The organism is Limnobacter sp. (genome assembly GCF_036846585.1).
Taxonomy (GTDB): domain Bacteria; phylum Pseudomonadota; class Gammaproteobacteria; order Burkholderiales; family Burkholderiaceae_B; genus Limnobacter.
In genome coordinates, this window is sequence record NZ_DAIUBR010000006.1 from 74,554 (window position 1) to 94,096 (window position 19,543).

General features: G+C 50.5%; 26 protein-coding genes and 1 pseudogene. 9 read left to right on the plus strand and 18 right to left on the minus strand.

The genetic code is table 11. The features are described 5' to 3' along the window. The 5 genes from V7028_RS04660 to V7028_RS04680 all read left to right on the plus strand — a co-directional run bounded on the left by V7028_RS04660 (position 1) and on the right by V7028_RS04680 (position 4,813). A complete protein-coding gene (locus tag V7028_RS04660; protein WP_334118936.1) occupies positions 1-1,884 on the plus strand; it encodes a secretion protein in 1,884 nt (627 codons plus the stop codon). 288 nt (positions 1,885-2,172) lie between these two features. Then, positions 2,173-2,526: a PAAR domain-containing protein gene (locus V7028_RS04665; RefSeq protein ID WP_334118937.1), complete on the plus strand. Its 354-nt coding sequence runs from the start codon at positions 2,173-2,175 to the stop codon at positions 2,524-2,526. 3 nt (positions 2,527-2,529) lie between these two features. Next, positions 2,530-2,703 carry a hypothetical protein gene (locus V7028_RS04670; RefSeq protein ID WP_334118938.1) on the plus strand — a complete coding sequence of 58 codons (174 nt, stop codon included), beginning with the start codon at positions 2,530-2,532 and terminating at the stop codon, positions 2,701-2,703. A gap of 146 nt (positions 2,704-2,849) precedes the next feature. Continuing rightward, complete coding sequence (locus V7028_RS04675) at positions 2,850-4,046, plus strand: hypothetical protein (RefSeq protein ID WP_334118939.1); 1,197 nt, start codon at positions 2,850-2,852, stop codon at positions 4,044-4,046. After that, positions 4,043-4,813, plus strand: coding sequence for a hypothetical protein (locus V7028_RS04680; protein WP_334118940.1), 771 nt, complete (start codon positions 4,043-4,045; stop codon positions 4,811-4,813). The genes V7028_RS04675 and V7028_RS04680 overlap by 4 nt, the downstream gene beginning before the upstream one ends. Before the next feature lie 42 nt (positions 4,814-4,855). Here the strand turns inward: V7028_RS04680 and V7028_RS04685 are convergent, their stop codons facing one another. From V7028_RS04685 to V7028_RS04700, 4 genes are all read right to left on the minus strand, one after another. Next, positions 4,856-5,335, minus strand: coding sequence for a mismatch-specific DNA-glycosylase (locus tag V7028_RS04685; protein ID WP_334118941.1), 480 nt, complete (start codon positions 5,333-5,335; stop codon positions 4,856-4,858). A 34-nt stretch (positions 5,336-5,369) separates the two neighbouring features. Beyond that, positions 5,370-5,966: a PIN domain-containing protein gene (locus V7028_RS04690; RefSeq protein WP_334118942.1), complete on the minus strand. Its 597-nt coding sequence runs from the start codon at positions 5,964-5,966 to the stop codon at positions 5,370-5,372. A gap of 27 nt (positions 5,967-5,993) precedes the next feature. Then, positions 5,994-6,452 (minus strand): SRPBCC family protein, encoded by a 459-nt coding sequence (locus tag V7028_RS04695; RefSeq protein WP_334118943.1) that lies wholly within the window; start codon positions 6,450-6,452, stop codon positions 5,994-5,996. Positions 6,453-6,571: 119 nt separating this feature from the next. Then, the gene (locus V7028_RS04700) at positions 6,572-6,973 is read right to left on the minus strand and encodes an SRPBCC family protein (RefSeq protein ID WP_334118944.1); all 402 of its coding nucleotides are present in this window, start codon (positions 6,971-6,973) and stop codon (positions 6,572-6,574) included. A 146-nt stretch (positions 6,974-7,119) separates the two neighbouring features. On the opposite strand from V7028_RS04700, the gene V7028_RS04705 reads away from it, so the two are divergent. Further along, on the plus strand, positions 7,120-7,398 hold the full coding sequence (locus tag V7028_RS04705) for a hypothetical protein (RefSeq protein ID WP_334118945.1): 279 nt from the start codon (positions 7,120-7,122) through the stop codon (positions 7,396-7,398). 12 nt (positions 7,399-7,410) lie between these two features. Then, the gene (locus tag V7028_RS04710; RefSeq protein ID WP_334118985.1) at positions 7,411-7,596 is read left to right on the plus strand and encodes a type II toxin-antitoxin system RelE/ParE family toxin; all 186 of its coding nucleotides are present in this window, start codon (positions 7,411-7,413) and stop codon (positions 7,594-7,596) included. Between the two features lie 635 nt (positions 7,597-8,231). Here V7028_RS04710 and V7028_RS04715 read toward each other — a convergent pair. Together V7028_RS04715 and V7028_RS04720 are read right to left on the minus strand one after the other, a co-directional pair. Beyond that, positions 8,232-8,960, minus strand: a complete 729-nt coding sequence (locus V7028_RS04715; protein ID WP_334118946.1) for a hypothetical protein — start codon at positions 8,958-8,960, stop codon at positions 8,232-8,234. 134 nt (positions 8,961-9,094) lie between these two features. Beyond that, positions 9,095-9,805: a hypothetical protein gene (locus V7028_RS04720; RefSeq protein ID WP_334118947.1), complete on the minus strand. Its 711-nt coding sequence runs from the start codon at positions 9,803-9,805 to the stop codon at positions 9,095-9,097. Between the two features lie 176 nt (positions 9,806-9,981). Here V7028_RS04720 and V7028_RS04725 point away from each other — a divergent pair. Both V7028_RS04725 and V7028_RS04730 read left to right on the plus strand, forming a co-directional pair. After that, a pseudogene (locus V7028_RS04725) lies at positions 9,982-10,278 on the plus strand (transposase domain-containing protein); the annotation flags it as partial. A 55-nt stretch (positions 10,279-10,333) separates the two neighbouring features. Further along, complete coding sequence (locus V7028_RS04730; RefSeq protein WP_334118948.1) at positions 10,334-10,909, plus strand: plasmid pRiA4b ORF-3 family protein; 576 nt, start codon at positions 10,334-10,336, stop codon at positions 10,907-10,909. A gap of 70 nt (positions 10,910-10,979) precedes the next feature. Here V7028_RS04730 and V7028_RS04735 read toward each other — a convergent pair whose 3' ends face one another. The 12 genes from V7028_RS04735 to V7028_RS04790 all read right to left on the minus strand — a co-directional run bounded on the left by V7028_RS04735 (position 10,980) and on the right by V7028_RS04790 (position 18,811). After that, on the minus strand, positions 10,980-11,378 hold the full coding sequence (locus V7028_RS04735) for a DUF4430 domain-containing protein (protein WP_334118949.1): 399 nt from the start codon (positions 11,376-11,378) through the stop codon (positions 10,980-10,982). Between the two features lie 158 nt (positions 11,379-11,536). Beyond that, on the minus strand, positions 11,537-11,695 hold the full coding sequence (locus V7028_RS04740) for a hypothetical protein (protein ID WP_334118950.1): 159 nt from the start codon (positions 11,693-11,695) through the stop codon (positions 11,537-11,539). 126 nt (positions 11,696-11,821) lie between these two features. Further along, positions 11,822-12,223 (minus strand): hypothetical protein, encoded by a 402-nt coding sequence (locus tag V7028_RS04745; protein ID WP_334118951.1) that lies wholly within the window; start codon positions 12,221-12,223, stop codon positions 11,822-11,824. 116 nt (positions 12,224-12,339) lie between these two features. Beyond that, the gene (locus V7028_RS04750) at positions 12,340-13,155 is read right to left on the minus strand and encodes a hypothetical protein (protein WP_334118952.1); all 816 of its coding nucleotides are present in this window, start codon (positions 13,153-13,155) and stop codon (positions 12,340-12,342) included. 592 nt (positions 13,156-13,747) lie between these two features. Continuing rightward, on the minus strand, positions 13,748-14,365 hold the full coding sequence (locus V7028_RS04755) for a cold shock and DUF1294 domain-containing protein (protein ID WP_334118953.1): 618 nt from the start codon (positions 14,363-14,365) through the stop codon (positions 13,748-13,750). Positions 14,366-14,470: 105 nt separating this feature from the next. Next, entirely contained in the window at positions 14,471-14,809 is a 339-nt protein-coding gene (locus V7028_RS04760) for a hypothetical protein (protein WP_334118954.1), read from the minus strand. Then, the gene (locus V7028_RS04765) at positions 14,799-15,104 is read right to left on the minus strand and encodes a hypothetical protein (RefSeq protein ID WP_334118955.1); all 306 of its coding nucleotides are present in this window, start codon (positions 15,102-15,104) and stop codon (positions 14,799-14,801) included. The genes V7028_RS04760 and V7028_RS04765 overlap by 11 nt, the downstream gene beginning before the upstream one ends. Positions 15,105-15,190: 86 nt before the next feature. Beyond that, the gene (locus V7028_RS04770) at positions 15,191-15,415 is read right to left on the minus strand and encodes a CopG family antitoxin (RefSeq protein ID WP_334118956.1); all 225 of its coding nucleotides are present in this window, start codon (positions 15,413-15,415) and stop codon (positions 15,191-15,193) included. Continuing rightward, positions 15,412-15,699: a BrnT family toxin gene (locus tag V7028_RS04775; protein ID WP_334118957.1), complete on the minus strand. Its 288-nt coding sequence runs from the start codon at positions 15,697-15,699 to the stop codon at positions 15,412-15,414. The genes V7028_RS04770 and V7028_RS04775 overlap by 4 nt, the downstream gene beginning before the upstream one ends. A 78-nt stretch (positions 15,700-15,777) precedes the next feature. Continuing rightward, positions 15,778-16,107 (minus strand): DHCW motif cupin fold protein, encoded by a 330-nt coding sequence (locus tag V7028_RS04780; protein ID WP_334118958.1) that lies wholly within the window; start codon positions 16,105-16,107, stop codon positions 15,778-15,780. A 1,585-nt stretch (positions 16,108-17,692) separates the two neighbouring features. Beyond that, positions 17,693-17,992 (minus strand): hypothetical protein, encoded by a 300-nt coding sequence (locus V7028_RS04785; protein ID WP_334118959.1) that lies wholly within the window; start codon positions 17,990-17,992, stop codon positions 17,693-17,695. A 402-nt stretch (positions 17,993-18,394) separates the two neighbouring features. After that, positions 18,395-18,811, minus strand: coding sequence for a hypothetical protein (locus tag V7028_RS04790; protein WP_334118960.1), 417 nt, complete (start codon positions 18,809-18,811; stop codon positions 18,395-18,397). Positions 18,812-19,543: the final 732 nt, after the last annotated feature.

Here is a 19,543-nt window from a genome sequence, read left to right on the forward strand (position 1 = left end):
ATGAACACATTCATTCCCACTGCACGCCTTGGCAAAATGGCTGCAGCCATCGCCCTTGCGTTTTGCATGGCCCAGCCTTCTTTGGCCAATGACACCGCCGCGAAATCGTTCGTGGACATGGTCAAAGAAGTACCGCTGGTTCCTGCCAACATGCGCGATTCAGAAATGCTGATAAAAGTAACCGAGGCGGTGAAGCACATCAAACGCCTTGAATTGCCGCAAGCGCACTTTGCAGTGAACGAAGCTTTGCAGCTGGACCCACGCAATTCGCATTTGCATTTTTTGAATGGTTTTGTGTACCACCTTCAAGCCCGCCAGGGGGACACGCAAAAAGGCGAAATGGCGCTGGAAGGTTACGAACAAGCCCTGCGCATTGACCCCAGCAACTGGATTGCGCAGGAATTTCTGGGCCTGGCCCACATGGACTTGAAACAGTTTGACCGCGCAAAACTGGCCTTCTCGGAAGTGCTACTGCTAACGCCCGAAAGCGCAGTATCCATTTACGGTTTGATGGTGGCTTCATACGTAACAGGCGACGCAAAAACCGCCTGTGCCATGGCCACACAGTTCAGAAAAGTATCCACCGGCTTATCGCACGGATTTATTCGATCAAGCATTGCGGTGTATGCCTCGTGTGCAGATTTCGAACGTGCCGGCATTATGCGGGAGGTGTTGAAGGAATTAAACAATGAAGGACCCGAAGTGGAACGGGCCGACCGTCGTGTTGCGCAGTGGAAAAGCTTCTACAGCAGGCCTGCTGCTTACAGGCAAGGCGGCGAACAACTGGCACAGGCTTTCGACGTGCCTGCGGTGCCCTACCCCACGCCACCCACGGCTGTAACAACGCCAACGGCCCCGGAAACCGTTGAAGTTACAACCGCAGTTGCGCCTGTTGCCACTGAAGCCGGCAACGGCCCCCGCATGTTGTTGATTGATGTGGTGCTGTTGTCGACCCAGGAATTGATTTCAACATCCAAAGGCGTGAACCTGTTGAACGCACTAACCCTGCAACTGGGCAATGTGGCCGGCAATGTGGCGGCTTATGCACGTGTGAACAATTCGACCGTGACCAACGGCGGCGCAGCCGATGTAAGCACCGCCATTACCCGCGCAGTGACCATTCCAGCCCTGTCGTATTCATTGAACATAGCCAATGCCAACAGTTCGCTCAACGAAGTGCTGGCCCGCCCCACACTGGCGGCCATTGAAGGTTTGCCTTCGGAATTTTTCTCGGGCACGAATTTGAGTGCCGGTTTTGTTTCAACCAGCGTGCAAGGTGGTACCACCGTGGTGCCGCTGGAAAAACGAATTGGCATCAAGCTGGCCGTTACACCTGTGTTTTTGCCACAAGGCCGGATACAACTGAAAGTGGAAGCGCAGCGCACCAACCTGAACGCCACCACCGAAAACCCACGCGTGGCATACCAAATTGAAATTGGCGAAACCACTGCCAACGCCAATGTGGTGATGAACCTTGGCGACACACTGGTGTTAAGTGGCTTGAGCGAAAAATCAAGCGCCAGCAACCGCGACGGTGTACCGGGTCTACAAGACGTACCGGGTTTGCAATACCTGTTTTCAAACAAAAGAACCAACGAACTTCAACGCTCGGTGTTGATACTGGTCACCCCCCGTTCGCCCGTGCAAATTGCAAGCGCTGCGCAAAGTGAAAGTGAATCAGTGGACAGCCGCATGAAAATGCTGCGCGACAAGTTTGGATTTTCAAACAGCATGCCGGGCAATATTGAAGCAGTGATGACCCAGCTTGATTCGAACGACTTCTTCCGCGAATTCAGGCAAGGCGATGTGGCCATGGAGCGCTGGGAACGCATGCGAACCACAGGCGATAGATTAAAAGAAGCATTGGAGTTTTTGTATTACTAGAAGCGCAACAACACTTTGAGGGAAACCCTTGCTGTGCCCGCATGTTCTTTAAGAAATAGCCCAATTGCCCTGAAAGTTGTGATACTGGTTTTCATGATCGCACCTGGCCAATGGTTTATGCTGCCTAAGGATTACATTGTTTGTATGCTTTTAAGCGAATAAGCAAAATATATTCTTTATAAAGCATAACCAGACCACCCAGGGTGATGGGCTAAACATCCCTCGATTTGTTGAATTGCAAGGCCTGCGAAATACTTGCCGCTTCAGATACAAACGACGGGAAATACAATGGCAGCAAGAATGCTGATTGATGGCCGGGCGCAAGTTGTGGTGGGCGACACCACCAGCCACGGCGGCAAAGTGATTTCAGGCAGCCCCACCACGTTCTTTGGGCCGGGCAACATTCCAATTGCGCGGGTAGGCGACATGACCACCTGCCCCATTTGCAAGCCCCACGTATTCCCGATCGTCGAAGGCCACCCCTTCATGACCGACAACTACATGCAAGTAGCCCTGCATGGCCACAAAACAGCCTGTGGTGCCACCTTGATTGCATCGGCAACCCCAGCGCCACCCGCCCCACCCAGCAATTACAACTCCATCACCGACGAAGCATTGAATTCAAAGCCATCCACACCCTGAGAAGTGGAATTTGTGGATGCCGATGGCGAACCGCCCAAAGCGGGCGAGGCCGTGAAATTCGAGTTCAACAAAGAAACGCTTGAAAAAACGCTGGACGGTGAAGGCAAGGCAAAGTTTGACAAAGCCCCACAAGGTTTTGCGCGTGGCGAGCAAACCGACAGAACGGCCAAGGAATAAAGGGCATGGGAAATTTGAAGAAGTCGCCCGTGCTGGAGGTGGACAACGACACACAGGTCACGTGCATTGACCTGCCAGGCGAGCCGATTCGATGCGTACGCACCAAACCAAAGCTGCGGGTAGTACTGCGCAAACACCGCGATGTGGTGTTCGACATCAAACTGGGCAGCGGTGGCAGCTACACAGTTGAATCAGAGAAAAGCAATTTCTACAGCGAGCGTGACAGCCGGTTGATCATGCCTGGCACCCCTGTTCACTTCCAAGACGGCGAACGGCTTCACCTGTGGGTGGCACGCACATTCGCAGGCAAGCTGCTATTGAAAAAAAATGGCCAACTGATTGCGCAATACGAGCCCAACAAGATTGACCCTTTTACTTGCACCGCGCAAAACCCGGAAGGAAAACCCGCGCCGTTGATCGTGTCGATACAAATGCCCAGTGCAACAAGCGCAGCGATGCAAGGACCCAGGTCGGTCAGCACAGAACTGCTTGAGGACATGCAGACAATGCATGTGATGGAAGTAAAAAATTGGGGCACTGAAGTACCCAAACAGGTTCTTGATTTCTTTGCATCAGGCGGCGAAGAAACAGCAATCGACACCAACGGCGTTGTGACGCGGAACTGGCTGTTGGGGCAACTTGTGGGCACAAGTATTTATGGTTTGGAAAATCAAAAATGGATTCGTGAACTAAACGGTCAAAAGTTCTATTTGAAAAAACGAATTCGAAAGAACGGACAGGCGGTGTATGACGTGATCTTCACCGGCAACCACAAAATCCGCGAGCTACTGAAAGGCACGCGCTACCTGGCCGACAACCCCGCAGTACTAACCATTACAAATGGTGCAGGTACTGCAAACGGCATAAGACATGCTGCCTGGAATGCGACCAAAAGCACATTCAAAAAACTGGGGGCTGTGGCAATCGTATTCAGTGTTTTTACCGACGTGGCCGAATGGATCAGTGACTATGACCAGATCGACCCAGCAACGGGAAAACCAAAATCAAGTGTGCTGGACTTAATGAGCAAGATTGGCGTGAATTTGGTAAAAGCAGGGATCGTTGCGGCGCTTACTACTGTGGCGATGGCGGGTTTTGCTTTTGTGGCCGCCACTATTGCCGCTACAGCGATACCTGTCGCCGCCATTTTAGTGGGAACTGTTTTTGTGGGATTTTTTATTTCATATGGACTTGAAGTCTTGGATAAAGAATTTGGTATCAGCGCATCTGTTGGTAAATCTTTACTAACTCAAGTCGAATACCTCAAAACCAAATTCCCAAAAGACTATGAGGGATATGATGCTTTCGTTCAAAGCAATTTCGACTGGGGAGTAGCCCCATGAGTAAGTCACTTGCCTTTCCAATGTACTACAACGTCCCATTGATCTGCCGCCTCGGCATTCCAGTGATGTGGGGCATTTGTGGAGGACTCGGATCATTCGCACTATTCATTGCCACTCTCAAGGGAGTTGTCTCCTCAAACCTGCAGGTGTACTTCTTTGGTGTTACCACAGCAGTAATTATCACCTCAGCTGTCGCTAGCTTTTTCGTTCCGAAAGTCATCAGACGAATACGAATAGTTTATTCACTAATCGGCTTGATGACCTGCATCACCCCAACGGCGATAGGTGTCTTATCAGTGATGTATTTTATTGCGAAGCCAAACTACTTGCATTCATTCATGCTGCTAATCTCCGTGATTTGCATGTGGCTGATTCAAGTTTATATCGAAGCAACTCGACGGGTTAAAAATAAAAAACTAATTGAGAGAAACTACACGGAACAGGATGACTGCTTTGTCCTGCAGCGTCCAATAAATGAATTCAATGGTGACCTGAAGCTAAACGCCAAGCAACATGCCAAAAAGAACTGGATCTATATCTTTATTGGCGCCTGGAGCCTCTATGAGTTCATCACCACAGACTTCAAGGCCCTGCTACCACTGGATCTATTTATGTACTGGATCTTCAGCAGCATTGGCTTGACACTTCTTGCGTACAGCTGCTCCCGCCTAGTCCAAGGCTTCTACCTGTGGTTCTACATCATCAGGAAACTTGAAAGGAAAACAGGGAAAAAGTTTTTGTTTCCAGAACCCAAGTCGTTGCAGTAAAACTGCACGGTTTCATGATGATCAACCCATCTTTGTTGATCACTACAACGCTGCCAAATCGAGCCATGGCTGCACTGCCCAATGCCGCCTCGCCAATCCCGACGGCGAGGGTAGAACAAAAAGCATGGTGCTGCCAATTTTCTCTTCCTGCAAACCATAGGAAACCGAGCGACGCAGGAATTCCTGACCAGCACGCTTACTGGTAAACGCGAGTATTCGGGGACGATGATGCAGAATTTTTGCGCGAAGTTCATCACGACCAAAATCGGTTGCGGCCAGCACGCTGTCTGCCCCGTATACATGCTTGGCCAAATCAGTAAGCCCTAGCCCAAACTGCGTGATGATTGGGTATTCGTCGGGAGCAATGCGCCGGGGGGTAAGCCCTACCTCGAACAAGGTGGGCCAGAAGGCATTGCCGGGGCCAGCGTAGTAGGCGCCACGGCGAGCGGAAACAGTGCCAGGGGCTGTTCCGCAAAAAACGATTTTCAGACCTGGTTGAAGAAGGTCGGGGAGTACAGTCATTTGGGTCGTGTGGTGATCTACCTTTTTGGAAGTGTCAATCCGGCAACGTATAGGAAACCTTTGTCCCTACGACGGTAATTATCCCTTGTTCTTTTAGCTCATTCAGCAACAGCTGAATTTCCTGCTCTGTGAGTTGCTTCTGAAACATTGAGTTGATGGTGCTGGTGAGCGTCTTAACGGCTCGAGGTTTCGAAGCGCCTCTGCGCCTTAAGTCGGCCACAATTACACTAATCTTCTCGCATGGTGATTTGGAATTTAAAGCTTTCACTATCTGGATTTCTGTCACATCATTCGATCGACAAACCCATATCTTTTTGGTTTTAAGGTGTTGAATGAGGGGATCAAAGCCGGTGTCCTTTGAAACGATGTGAAAATAGACATCGGGCTCTTTACTCGCCAGATGCCCAATGTAGTACGCAATGTGGAAGTCGAGAGCATTTGAACCACTACCAGAAATTTTGATGTACTCAGCCCGTTGCGCCATTTGTTGAAGCACGGATGCAACTTCAAAAGTAACCTTGGCTTGATTTGCACCAACAAAAACAATTACTTTAAAGTGCTCTTTGTTAAGTGCAGCCATCGCTTCTGGCTGCACGTTTTCGTAGTCAATCAGTACATAGTTTGTGCGCAAATTGCCCCCAAATAAGTAAGATTTCAGTCAGCTATTGTCCGGAATATTAGGCTCAACCAGCCGGGCCAGTTGCTCCAGCGATTCCTGCCACCCCAGGTAACACATTTCAACGGGTATTACCGGGGGGATCCCTTCCTGAACAATGCGGATGTCGGTTCCGCAAGAAACAGTTTTAAGATCGATTGTGACGACCATTTCACCGGGAAGGTTTTCGTCGTCAAACCGATCGGTATGCCGAATGCGTTCATTGGCCACCAGCTCAATGTATTTCACTGCAAACGAATGGCTACCGCCGCCGCTGAAATTGGTGAAAGACATTCTGTAGCCCCCGCCCACGCAGACATCCATTTCGTGGATGGTTCCGGTGTACCCATACGGCGGAAGCCAGTATTCCAAAGCACTTTTGTCGGTAAACGCCTTGTAAACCCGATCGGCTGGCGCCCGCAATACCCGATGTAGCTGAACTGTACCTGTGTTGTTCGACATCATCATCTCCTTGAAAGTTATGCCTACCTGGATAGTCGAATGGGGTATGGTGAATTCGACAGCTGTGCGAAAACTTTTCGGCCTGGAAATATTCGTTTATCGAACCCAACAGTGATCGCTTAGGATACAACTTCGAGAAGTGTTTTTAATGTTTGCAAGTCTTGCCCAACCGCTTGTGCATCTGCTGCGAATTGTTCGTTGGACATTCCAGGTTGCCGCAGCAAGGTAAACATGAATTCGCTACCCTCGCCGTTTGGCACCACTCGCATTGGGTTGTGAACCAGCACGCCCGATTCAAGCTCAACATCGTGATCCAACACACCAAACTGATTTGCCTGCGCAAATTTGATTTTCACCTTGCCGAATGGTGCATCGGCTACCCAGGCATCGCCTTGTTTTGTTACTTCAGAGCGGGCCAGGCCAGCGGCCCACAGTGGAAGGTTTTGCGGGTTGGAAGCATAGGCATACACATCAGCTGGGGAGCGATGAATGTAGATGCTGATGTGTTCAACGTCGTACATCGGAAATATTCCTGTTTTTGGTTGAATGGCACGCTCGATGGGTTGACCAATCTTTTGAGTTTTAAATATATAACGTTTGAATGCCTTCGATTGTCAGGTCCATTCATTCCGGAAACTGAGCTGCAAAAACACGTTTAAAAGCAGTGATGGTTGGGATCATTAAAACCTCCAATGCGGGTCAAGTAGTTGCCTTTATTAGTCGAGTGGCAAGGGGGAAACACCGCCTGACAACAGCGTATTGTGGCGATTTACTTCAATTATGGCACTTTGCTACGATCAGCAAACCCTTTGGAGGAAAGTCACATGGCTACTGGCAGCATTCGCCTGGATCAAAACCTGATTTGCCCTACGAGTTTGTAAGGCAAGCCATCATTGCACAGGCAGAACGGGACGCCGGAAAACTGGAGGCCTACGATTTTGGTTAAGGCCACGAATGTATTACAGACCCCTCTATTGGCGAGCAGAAGAAAGGTGAGCTGGCTTTTCTGCGAGTCCACAAGTTCAAGATGAACAATCAACTAACCTTGCTAGGTTACAGTTTTAATGACGGGTCGCTTGTTCTTGAACTGATGGCCTTGGGCTCGCATGAAGACTTCTACCGCGATATCAAGCAGAAGAAGTGATGTGCTAGGTTGCAATAAAGGGCGAGCTTCAACACGATTGACGATGACCCCATTTTCAATCTTCTCAAAATCAAGTTGTGGGTAATACTGAGTTGCCTCTGGTGCTGACTAAAGTCAGTAATTTCCGGCTGCGCAGTAACGGTAGATCACTCGATCGCGGTCGTACACTGAGAATGAGTTCTCGTAGACGACTGTCTTTGAGCCATTTGGCGTAGGGGAGACATCAGCAATGTAAAGTATGTTGGGATGATCACGCAGACCATAACGCACGCTCACGCCACCGTCAGCTCGTGGAACAGAATTGATCCACAAGCCAAGTCCCAAGCCGTCATACTTCTCAACGAAGCAGGAATAGACCTTTGCTGGTGATGCCGTTCCCTCATATTAAAAGGTAGGAAGGTTTGCCCGGATCTGGTTCGGCGTAGCGCATGCCGATAGAAAAAAGACGACGAGAGCGGTTGCAGGTGTCTTATGCATAGTTTTCCTTTATTTGAGCGAATCGGCTCGCCTGTGCCTGAGGGCTGGGACTAAACGAATTGGTGAACATACGGAACGACATACAAATGACCAGCGCAGCGACTGCCACAACCACGGCCACGCCGCGATCCACTGTTGAAGGTGTTGCGACTTGCGCCTCAAAACGGAGCCTTGATCAAACACTTGTCTTCAGATTCTACTTTTATCGGCACAGACATCAGAAAGCCTCGCAAGTTACGCAACTCCAGCCGAGCACAGTTACCCGCCAACTGTTGTGCCCGCTCCGCGCGCTCATCGGCGCCCAGCATATAACGGTGCGTGCGCATGGGGGCTAGGTCATTATCTGAATGAATGGCGTAGCGGTGCGCAATATCGATGGCATGCGCAAGCATCGCTGCCGCAGTTGATTTCAACTGACGTGCTTCGTCAGCGGACCAATGGGAGCGCGGGTCAATTCCACCCAATGGAGACGAGACCACGCGAACCAGGGTTTCCACACTGTCTGCACCAGGAGCAACAAGCTTGATTGCCACATCAAGTATCACAACGGATTCGTCAGGGGCCAAGGTGAACGTGGGTGCGGTTTGTACGACCGAACCTGCACCTGGTGCGGTCTGTCCGTCCCAGACCCTTATCCCTAGCGATGACGGCGCCGCGGCAACGGCCGTGTTCCAAAGGTTCGCCGCTGACCACGCACCCAACACAGTCGCGTACGGATCAAGAACGCGATCAGAAGCCTGTTGGGCTTGTTGGTATTCGCTAGATTGCATGCTGTCGGAGATGACCGCATGCGTCAGGATTGCAGCCAATAAGCCGGCCGCGCCTGGGACCTGGTAGGGGCCTATCTGGAACCCCATACCGACTTCCCCACCCTCGGTGGGCAACATGCCACGCCACTTAACTCCTGGCTCTGTTGGCATGCGCCACCACAACGGTGCTTCCATTGGCACAGCCGCAAATACCGCCGGACTCAGCATGGTCAATATCAATGCCATCGCAGAGACGACTACTCGCCACGACATCACCGGACGAATGGTTTCTTGATGACGTCCATGCCAGTTTCCAGGACCTGATAATAAGCATTGGTAAGTCCCGGGAATTTTGGAGGCTCGTCCCAATCCCCATCAGCGGCGCGAGAAATAGTCACGGGCAGGTACCATTCCAGCGAATGCGTCGCCAAATCGATCAATGAAGCATTGCCAACGACGACGGCCTTAGGAAGATCTGTAGGAACGTAGGCCGAATACGAGCGCCATACGCCCAGTGCCGTGAAATGGACCACCAGTAAGCGGTCTATGTTGTACTTGGCCTTTAAGGACGTAAAGTTCTTGCGTGACTTATTCACGGTATCGTCGGCATTCAAATCGGGCAAGGCATCAATTTTCAGTGGCTCATCAATGAGGACGGCATCGAGGCCCCGCTTCTTCAGCAGAGAAACCACGTCGTACGGCAAAGGTTTGAGTTCAGCTGTACTAAACGCCTGAACCTCTTTATTGAGAGCAGAATGCATTCCATTTGCGACGCCGAGGCAAAGAAGGCAATTGGCACCCGGGAATGCAGTGTCTGGTTTGGGCAGTTCGACCATCACCACCCCTACCTTGCCTTCCTTGGCTTTGCCAGATAAAAAGTAGCTGTCAGCCAAATCGATGCGTTGCTGCACAGGCGTAGCGCATCCACCCAACAAAATAGCCGCGACAGCCAGGACAAACATACTTCTAAAATTTAACGACACACTTCCTCCTGATGATATGCATTTTGCAGCAAAGAACAACCGAACCTATCTAAAAAGCGCGCTGCGAATGGCCTTCAGTAACGAAATACCCCATGAGAGTTCCAGCCAGCCGACTCATCAAGTGAACGATTTGGGGTTGAATTGTCACTGCCCGAAGAACAGACACAATCCGTCTCTCCAAGAAACCCGGGGATGCACTGTGCACGTTTCTTGATGATCCACACACGCCAATTGACAACAGTTGGGTGGAGAACCAGATTCGCCCCATCGCAGTGGGTCGAAAGAACGGGCTGTTTGCGGGGAGTCTTCACTCGGGCCAACGCAATGCAGCCATCATGAGCCTGGTTCAATCGGCCAAACTCAATGGCCTGAACCCGCTGGGGTATCTGAAGGATGTGATGGATCGACTACCCACGCAGCCGTACAGTAAAATTGGCGAACTGCTGCCGCACAATTGGTCTCCTCCCAAATGAACTGGTTCGTGACAGGCAGAGCGACCTATTAACTGCCTATCTGGATCAGATCATCGTGTTAAAACCGCCAGCCTCCAAAACCAGTGTGTACCACCTTCGCATTGAAATGCTGGGCATTGAGCCCTTGGTCTGGCGCAGAATCTGGGTGCCTGGAAACACCAAGCTACCGAAGTTGCATCGTATCTTGCAAACCGTGATGGGCTGGGAAAATTACCACCTGCATCAGTTCCACGTCGGGCCGTGGCTGTACGGTGTGCCAGACCCTGATGGATTTTATGATCCTGAGAACTTCAAGAACGAGAAATCTGTGACCCTTGAAACGATCGCCCCTGACAGGGGCGATACATTCGTCTACGAGTACGATTTCGGTGACGGATGGGAACATAAAATCAAAGTGGAGAAGATCGTTCCGATTGACGAGCAAAACTTCTGGCCCATGTGCGTTGCTGGTGAACGCTCAGCGCCGCCAGAAGATGTTGGTGGAGTTGGTGGATACATGGATTTCCTGGAGGCAATGCACAATCCAGCTCATCCTGAACACAACCAGGTTTGGGCCTGGAACAGCGGCCCGTTTGACCCCAATGGATTTGATCTGAATACCATCAACAAGCAGCTCATGAAACTCAAATGAGTTCAAGATGGGTTCGCTGGGGCTTACAGATAACCAGGCGAAGCCTGTTGGCGTCAGTTTGAGCAACCAGTTAGGCAACGTGTTGGGTTAAGAGTAACTGTGATTTATGCTTGATCTCAAGAGTCGTGGATTTATGAACCTCAGATGAGTACATCTCAAGAGAGAAGCTAATGGCATCACCAGGATTGAGCGAAACCCCGTCAATGCCGGTGGATGCAGGAGAGCCATTCACACAGAACTGCCAGTAGAAGAATGGTGCCGATGAAGAAACAAAAGAATCATAAGTTTCATTCATCATGACGACTAGATAGCCGAGGCTGCTTCCATAGTACTGAAGCGCATATGTAAAGACGCTGCTGTTGTTGATCTGCGTATATGCACCTTCGAGGGCCTGCTGTGCGTTCATGCCCTGAAACCATGGAACCGCAACACTTGGGCCACCAACTACAGAAACTTGTACCGTTTGCATGAATTTCTCTCCTGATTTATGTCGTGGCGCTGGTCAAGGTATTCGCGGACGTGCGCCACACTCCGAACGCGAACGAAACAATCTCTCTACTCCCCATCATGTGCTGGATGCAGATTTTTATAGGTTGCCTAACAAAGCTGTAAAAAAATACACTTTCCTCACCCACCATTTTGGGCTTGCAGGATTTGCGGATTGGGACCCAAGAATGGAATACTCATGTTCAAAGTATGTCCTGATTTCTCTTCGATGCTACTCATCTTTGCAGCCTGGGCGGCGTAACCCTGCATCATGCCCTTGCTGGTGGCGCAGTTCTTCATGCGTGCCGCTGCGTTCTTTGCTGGCGTTGCTTGGCAGTTTGACTGCCGTCGATAGCAACATGTCTCACCCAATTAAACCTTGGGCATCACGCGTGGATCATAGGCGCTGGCATGATGGCTTCGGCGTCATCTTGGGGTTCGCTCCCGGATGAGGTTGGAGATGTATCGAATGGTGCTCAACTGGCGAAGCTCAAACTCAGACTGCTTTTCGCCATTTTTGATCGCCAACGCAACTGGCATCCCGACACCGAATATTCCGACCAAGAACATAGCCAAGTCTGTCTTTCCGGCAATGTAGTACCAAATAGCGAGTACCATACCCACGGACAACGCGGCTCCCAGTAGCTTGAAAGATATGCCGTTGATCCTACTTCGCTCATCTTTCGCCAATAGGCTATGGTGTTCCAAATTGGCACGTAAGTCTTCCATCCCCATTTGTTCAAACGGAATGAACTGTTCTTGCGGCGCTTCATTAACTGTGAAGTTGCCCTGGACGACGAAGTCTCCCTCTGGTTTGATGTCACGCATTCTTGTGTAATCCTCCTATAGTCGGATCAGTGAGCCACGGCTATGACGCCGAACGTTTGAATTCACCGGCCTGCGCGGCTTTTCGCACAGGTTCGGTGGAATGATTGGTTAGCGCCTTATACAAGCCTGATGCAAACCATGTTTGGATCTTGAATGGAGCAATATATTTTGCCATTTTGGGATAGCCTAGCCTCACCGACAACCAAAATGTACGCACCTGAAAAATCTTCTTCTTCGTTAATGTTAAAGCGCTCACAAACCTGCAAAAATGGATTGTCGTCAATAACGAAGCTGATGTTTCCTCTTCCGCCACTGTTTAGCCAAGCAGTTCCACCTTGATCGACCCCAACGTCAGACAGCATCCCCCAAAAACCCCTGATGATATTTAAATGACGCGGCAGTATTTCAAGAAGTGGAACGAAGAAATCGCGAACTTGAATTTCGTTTCCTAGTATTTCAAGAACTTGATGAGAGTTTCGGAATGCCGGTGACTCAATTAGTGTACGAAGAAGAGTGCTAAGCCTGCGATGCATGCGCGCATTGTTTGCCGCATTGTCGCCGATGTGAATTCCTGCTCTAGCACCGCCTCGAATGGGATTGAAGTTTGGTTCGGCGTGAACGTGCTGCTGGGCGCCAAAAACAAGATCAACAACAATTCTTTCACCAGGGTTATAAATTACCTCAGCAATTTCTCCTTGGCCATGAATAACTCTAGTTTCATCCAACACCGACAGCGAACAATTTGGTTGATGAGGACGTGCTCCAAAGCATGCTGCACGCCCATTTCTGGTTTGTTTCCGAAAGAAGGCCGGGCCACCACACTCTGGGCAAACAAGACTTCTTCTTTTCTCGCCCATGTCAGCAAATGGCAATTGAGAAAATTGTGCTGATGTGTAGGTGTGATTATCGAGCGTGCAAAGTGCAATATCCATGACACGATTCCTTTGAGATTGAGTGTTTCGGCGCTAACGTTTGAGCTGAGCGGCGCGCAGCGAAGGGTTAGGCCGCATTCTCACCGTTGCCCGAACCTGCTGGCGCGCCGGATGCCCACAGTGCTGGCCGAAACTCAGTTGGCTCATCTGGTGGCCAGATGCCGACGTCTCGGCGCACGGCAAGCATGAGCCTACTAAGACATTCGTCGTGCTTCGCCCGTGTGCGATGGGGATTGGACCTGCGAATCTCGTCACGGAACGCATTCAGAGAAACGATTACTTCCTGTGGCGCAAAGAGCAGAAGGTTGTTGGTTGCTCTGGCGAACTGGCGCTGGCCTTCTGGCGTGGCGTCGCCATCTACGATGCTGCTAAGGCTCTCGACGAATGCCTTGTGTAGGCGAGCTTCATGGAGAACCAATAAGTTGCCACGGTGGCGATGACCGTTCCGAAAAGGCCAATGAGTGCGACAACAACGGGCGTGTTCATGCGGCCTAACGTTTGACCTAAGCGGCACACAACGGCGCCGCTGAAGGTGACGGAGCGAACAATCGTGCCTCGCCGTTGTGTGTCCGCTCGACGGAATGGTTAGGCCTCATTGCGGCGCCCATAGTGGCCGACCCATGGGGGAACAGAACAGGGCGAAGCCAGCGACGTTCACGATGACGGTGCCCCAGAAGACAGCCCGAAACTCAGCCTTCGCGGACTTGTGGCGCAGGAACTGCTGCGCAAGCAAGGCGCCAGGCCAGCCCCCAGCAAATGCCAACAGGTGTAGCGTGCTCTCAGGTGTGCGCCAAGCACCTCGCTCGGCGGCCGACTTGTCCAGCGCATAGGCAAGAAACGTGGCGGCGCTAGCTCCGACGTAGATGGCCGCCAAGACAAGTGGTGGCTTCCAGAGAATGCCGACGACGAGGTACAGCACCGCGAAACCCGGTATCGCAAAGAGAGTTGCCGTGCCCCACTGCGCTGACGACTCACGGCGTGCATTGCTCCGAGCCGCGGTCCTACGGACCACCTCGACATTCTTCGCGCGCTTCTTGCCTTGAGCGCCAAGCTCGACCTCGAATGAAAGAAGCTGGTTCGCCTGCGGACGACCGCTTCGCGGACCAAACGCCTTGATGTGGACGAAGATCTCCTGACCGCCTTGGATTGGATCGATGAATCCAAAACCACGGTCGTCATTCCAGCTCTTCAGTGTGCCTTCGAAACGCATGGGTGCTCGGTCGTGTGAGGGCTAACGTTTGGTTAAGGGGCGGGCTTTAGCCCGTCCCAGCGAGCGGAGCGAGCGATTTGAACCATTTGTTATGTGCACTGCCAATTACTGCCCCTTGGCCAAGTTTTCCACTGTTTTGTTGCTCGAACCTATTGTTTTCTCTACGAATACAGGAAGGCTTGCGCCAAAATATATAGCTGCGACCCAGGTCGTAATATTGTCGAAGGCCACTGCAAGAATAGTTACTAGGAATGCAAGCAATGGAACCAGAATCGCTTTTATTGCGAAGAATTCTAGATTTAGTTCTATTTTTTGTAGGGCCGGCATTTTTTGACGACTTAGTAAGTCGTGGCATATAGGAAACAGCCCGCCAAGTAGACCGCAGAGGCTGTAAATGGTGGTTTTCGAGACGGCCAGGCCAAGTATAATAACTTCAGTAGACACTATTGATCACCGCCCCAATAACTTTTTCTTTTACAGAGGCTTTTTTCTTGTAATGAGCCCTGGTCGTTATTAGCATTTCGCCATTTTCGCCTTTCCTGAAGAGCTTGACGATTTCGTCAGAGTGCTCTCTCATGGCCTTTTCGATCGTTTCAAAACTTACATGCGCCTCAGATGAAACGCCGTTTATTGTTCTGAATTTATAGTTTGGATTTTCTAGTGCGCGTTTAATTTTCTCGTAGCTGCTCTCAGAACTTTTGCTCGATTTGAGTTTCTTATTGTTATTTCTTTTATTCATTCTTCCTCCTTGGCGCAGGGACTAGATAAAGCACATAACGTTTGAATTAAGCTGCGTTGCGAAGCAACGTCGGCTTGAATGATTAGTTAGGACTTTACCTGCCAGGAAATGTCGATTTTTCGATGCTGCGCAACGCAGTCGCGAAGGTATAGATTGATGAGGCTTTGGTAGGGAACCCCCTTCTCATCCGCCATCTCTTTGAAATAAGAAATGACATCTTCACTTAGACGCATTGTCACAGGCTTTTTCAGTTTCGAGGCGTAAGGGTTTTTACGCGACTTCATTTTTGAAAGATCGTATTCAGCTTTCATTGGTCACCACCTTTGTAGTGTTTACGCTCCGTCTTGGTCGCTTTACGAGCTGAAATGATTCGGATGATTTCACCATCGGCACGCTCGCAATGGCACACAAGAAGAACTCGTGATTCATTACTTAGACCAAGCATAAGAAACCGATCCTCTTCTCCAGAATGCGCTTCATCATAAAACTGAATTGCGTACTCGTCGTAAAACACAGATTGCGCCTCTTCGAAGCTGACCCCATGTTTTGACTTATTTGTTGTCCCTTTATCGGGATCCCACTCGAACTTGATCATACTTACATTGTATGTACATCTAAAAAATAGTCAACTAAGTCCTAACGTTTGAGCTGAGCGAAGGGTTAGGCATCTCTTTCAGTCCACGATGAAGAGCTTGGCGCCTGACGCGGTGTAAGACCGGTGCGGTTCTGCGTTGTCTGCTACTTGGTAGCTGACGCCGGGCGTGAGCTTGAACTTGCGCCCATCTTCGAGCTCGGTGTGAAGCTCACCTTCAATGCAAAGCAGGATGTGGCCTTTGACGCACCAGTGGTCGGCAAAGTAACCGGGTGTGTACTCGACCATGCGAACTCGAATCGCACCGAAGGACTGTGTCTTCCAGTACGCCGAGCCAGTAGTGCCTTTGTGTTCCGTTCTTTGGATCTCGGACCAGTCGGTAGTGCCGAAGGGGATGCCTGACATCTGCAAAGCGAACTCCTGAGTCGTGACGTAGCGGTTCTGACGATTGTGTCAGGCAAGTGCGCCAGAGGTGCCTATGACGGCTCGCTGGCGGTGCTGAGATGCCTAACGTTTGAGCTGAGCGGCGCGCGACGGCAGTGGCCGTCTTGCCTGAGACTTGAACTCGGCTACAAAGGCCGGAACCTCGGCCAGAGTTCGCGGATACGGAACCGCAACGTTGCCACCAGATTCAGTGGCTCGATAGACTGAGTCAAAGAAGAACCCGTGCTCGACCAAAAGCTGAACCTTCCTCCATTGAGCGCTATTGGTTGACTTGGGCGCGTGGAACTTTCGGCCAAGCGTCACAAGTGCACCAGCGCATTGAGGGCAGATGCGACCTTGAGCAATAAACGGCTTGCGAAACACTTTGCGGCAAGCGAAGCAGGCATGCGGAAACAGGTACCGCTGAGTGTGTTTAGCCTTTGGGAAGGAAGCGTGATTCTTGTACATACGTGCGAGCACCTGGGCCGACCGACTGTGACGCCTAACGTTTGACATGAGCGGCGGCCGGAAGCAAGCGAAGCTTGCTGGAGGACGTCCGCTCGATGGAGGGGTTAGGTCACTTGCCACCCACGGCTCGATAAAGAGCTTGCAGCGTAGCCGAGTTGACCTTTGAACTTTCTGACACTTTGGAGAGGTCTCCATAGATCGATGTGTACTCGACAGAGACTTGTAGTCCGGGTCCGGCCATGAGCTTGACAATTTCGGCATAGCAACTCTCGACGCCTTCAGCTTTAGTGATGTAGACCAACGGCAGCTCATCTCCTGCCTTTATCGCCGCTCCCTCTCTCGGCCAACCTGTAGCGAAACATAGAGGATTCCCTCCTGCCGCTTGAAGGAGCTCAGCCCATCGGTCAGAGGAAAACCCGGATGCGACGATGGCGCCGGTACTCACGGAGAACCCAGTCATGATTGCGGGACCGAGGCCGACGTTGGATAGGTAGATGCCGTTCCTTCCCGTCTTCCCCTCTGCGTGAGGAGTCAGCTGCAGTAGCGGCGCTACGGAGACGCGGTTATGTCTCTGAGAGACGTCGACTTGTTGCCAAGCAAATATCGCGGCTGCCACCGAGATCACCAAAGCCAGGATAGACACGACGAGTTCAACGATAGGCTTGGGTAGCTTCATGGTGACTTAGTGACCTAACTAGATTTATCGAACAATAATGGCGATATCCGTTTATCCGAACACCACCTACCAAACCGTCCCGGTCTGCTAAATCCTTTATCCAGCCTTGGGTTTCACAAAAACACCCTGCCTGGAAGCGGTATAACCAAAACCGGAAACTCGCCGCGCTTGCTTAACCAATTTCACACCGCAGCAAAAAATTGCAACCCACCATAGCTACCGCCGACCAATACCCCAGCCGGTTTAACAACATTTAACAAGTAAGTAACTGCGACTTGAATGTAAATAACTTCGTAAAGTGCGGCAAGCTGTGGTCGCGTTCTGCAAACACACACCACATCTTGAGTTTCCGTAGAACCGCGCTGAATCTACGTTTCAGCGGCATATGAATTTCCACAACCCTGCATTTTGGGGGGCCACGGCATTTTTCTAGCCATCTCGCTGACAGCGCCCCTGCTTTTCAAACCAGTACACAACATTTCCCACAACCACAATGCTGCCTGATATCACTGCACTTGCTGCCGCTGTTGCTCCGGCAGCAGCAAGCACGGTAGCGCAGCCACTATTGGTACAACTTTGAATGGCCACAATCTGGACAGCCTCAAGCTCCATTTGCTTCGACATGATTTTGCAGTCTTCGTCGTACACCTCGGTTGTTCTGGGCACAACTACACATGCTTGCAAAACAAGCAAAAGCACAGCACCTATCGCTAAAAGTGGTTGGCGCATGGCGCTCTCCTTGTGCCCCACGTTTTACACGATAGGCAATGCAAGGCATATCACCTTCAATCTTTTTTTGTCCAACAGTGATTACCAAAGATCAAAGGCTCAGTAAAAGCTCATTGACGTGGTATTGAAAATACCCAAAGGCAATCAAAAGCACCTTAAAAATTGCCTGATACATGAAGTAATCAATACTTTGCGGGCGGAAGAACCCAACATTTAGAAACGAAAATATTGGAGCCACGAGAACAATTCCGATGATCTCAACAAGAACTACAGCTTCATGGATGCTAAAAATGACACATGAAAAAACCACATGAAACATGAAGAAGAAAATGTAATCGAAGCGATGCTCTCTAAACTTTACGCTTGAAAAACCAATGCGTTTCCCTATTTTCGATAACGTCATTACTTCTCACTTACCTCTATGGCGATAGCCGATAGCAAAGCCAACACGGCACTTACCACCCACAGCCAGTACCCAAGCCCGTAACCCGTCACTTCATGCAAAGTTCCAACCGCGCTGGTAATTACCCAACCAACCATCGGAAACGACAGCATCAAAAGCAGTGCAACCACGGCAGCTACAAGTGCCACTGTACGTTTGCCAGACCAAGCAAAGCTCCAAACAAGAAACAACACTGGATTAGCTAACCACGAAAAACCCGCGCCGCTTCCAATGGCAAACCACCCGATCAACAAGAGGCCTATCCCTGGACCAAATACAGGCTCTTCGCTACCAGCGTAGAACCCGGGTTGGGCCAGGCAAATGCCGTAGACCAAAATGCTGGCGAACAACAGTGCGCGCGAGGAAGTAATTTTCATTGCTAACACTCAAGCATTGCCGCCAACCTTTGCGACGATTACATCGACTATCGGCATAATTGGCCCACACTGGACACACTAACCAAATCAACTTTGTGGCTGTGTGGGTCATAAACCTTTTTGCCGAATGCTTTACCTGCTCCTTTCAAGAGATAGTCAATCACTGCAAATATCCCAACTTTATCCCCAGCGCTATCAACCCCATCGCAGACATGCAAAAAATCGAGTAACCAAACACGCAATAGATATAAATTCGGCAAACCACGTTGAACCACAGTGGCACCTGCTTGTGAATGTCACCAAACTTTCTGATTCGCCGGGCGACAGGAACAGCAACTGCCAAACTGAACAAATTGGTGCGAATTAGGCTGGTTGGAAAATAGCGGTAAGCAACCGCTTCGAATTCACTGAAGTGAGGCGGCCGCACATACCGATCAATCACCGATTTCGGTGTAATCCAGGTTAGAAGCAACCAACTTGCTGGAAATATCAATGCCATCAGTAGTATGTTGACGATCAAAAAATGTGCGAAAGATTCCATCATGAGCAAAGTCGTCCTATTGCCGTGTCGCTAACCAAATCCAGTTTGTGACCATATTGGTCGTACACGACTTTACCGATTGCCTTACCTGTTTCTTGTGCAAAATAGCCACCTACAGCAGAGGCAACCAATGCAACACCCCAACCAACAGGGACACTGTCAAAAAAAGGGAATTTGGATCGCTAGATATA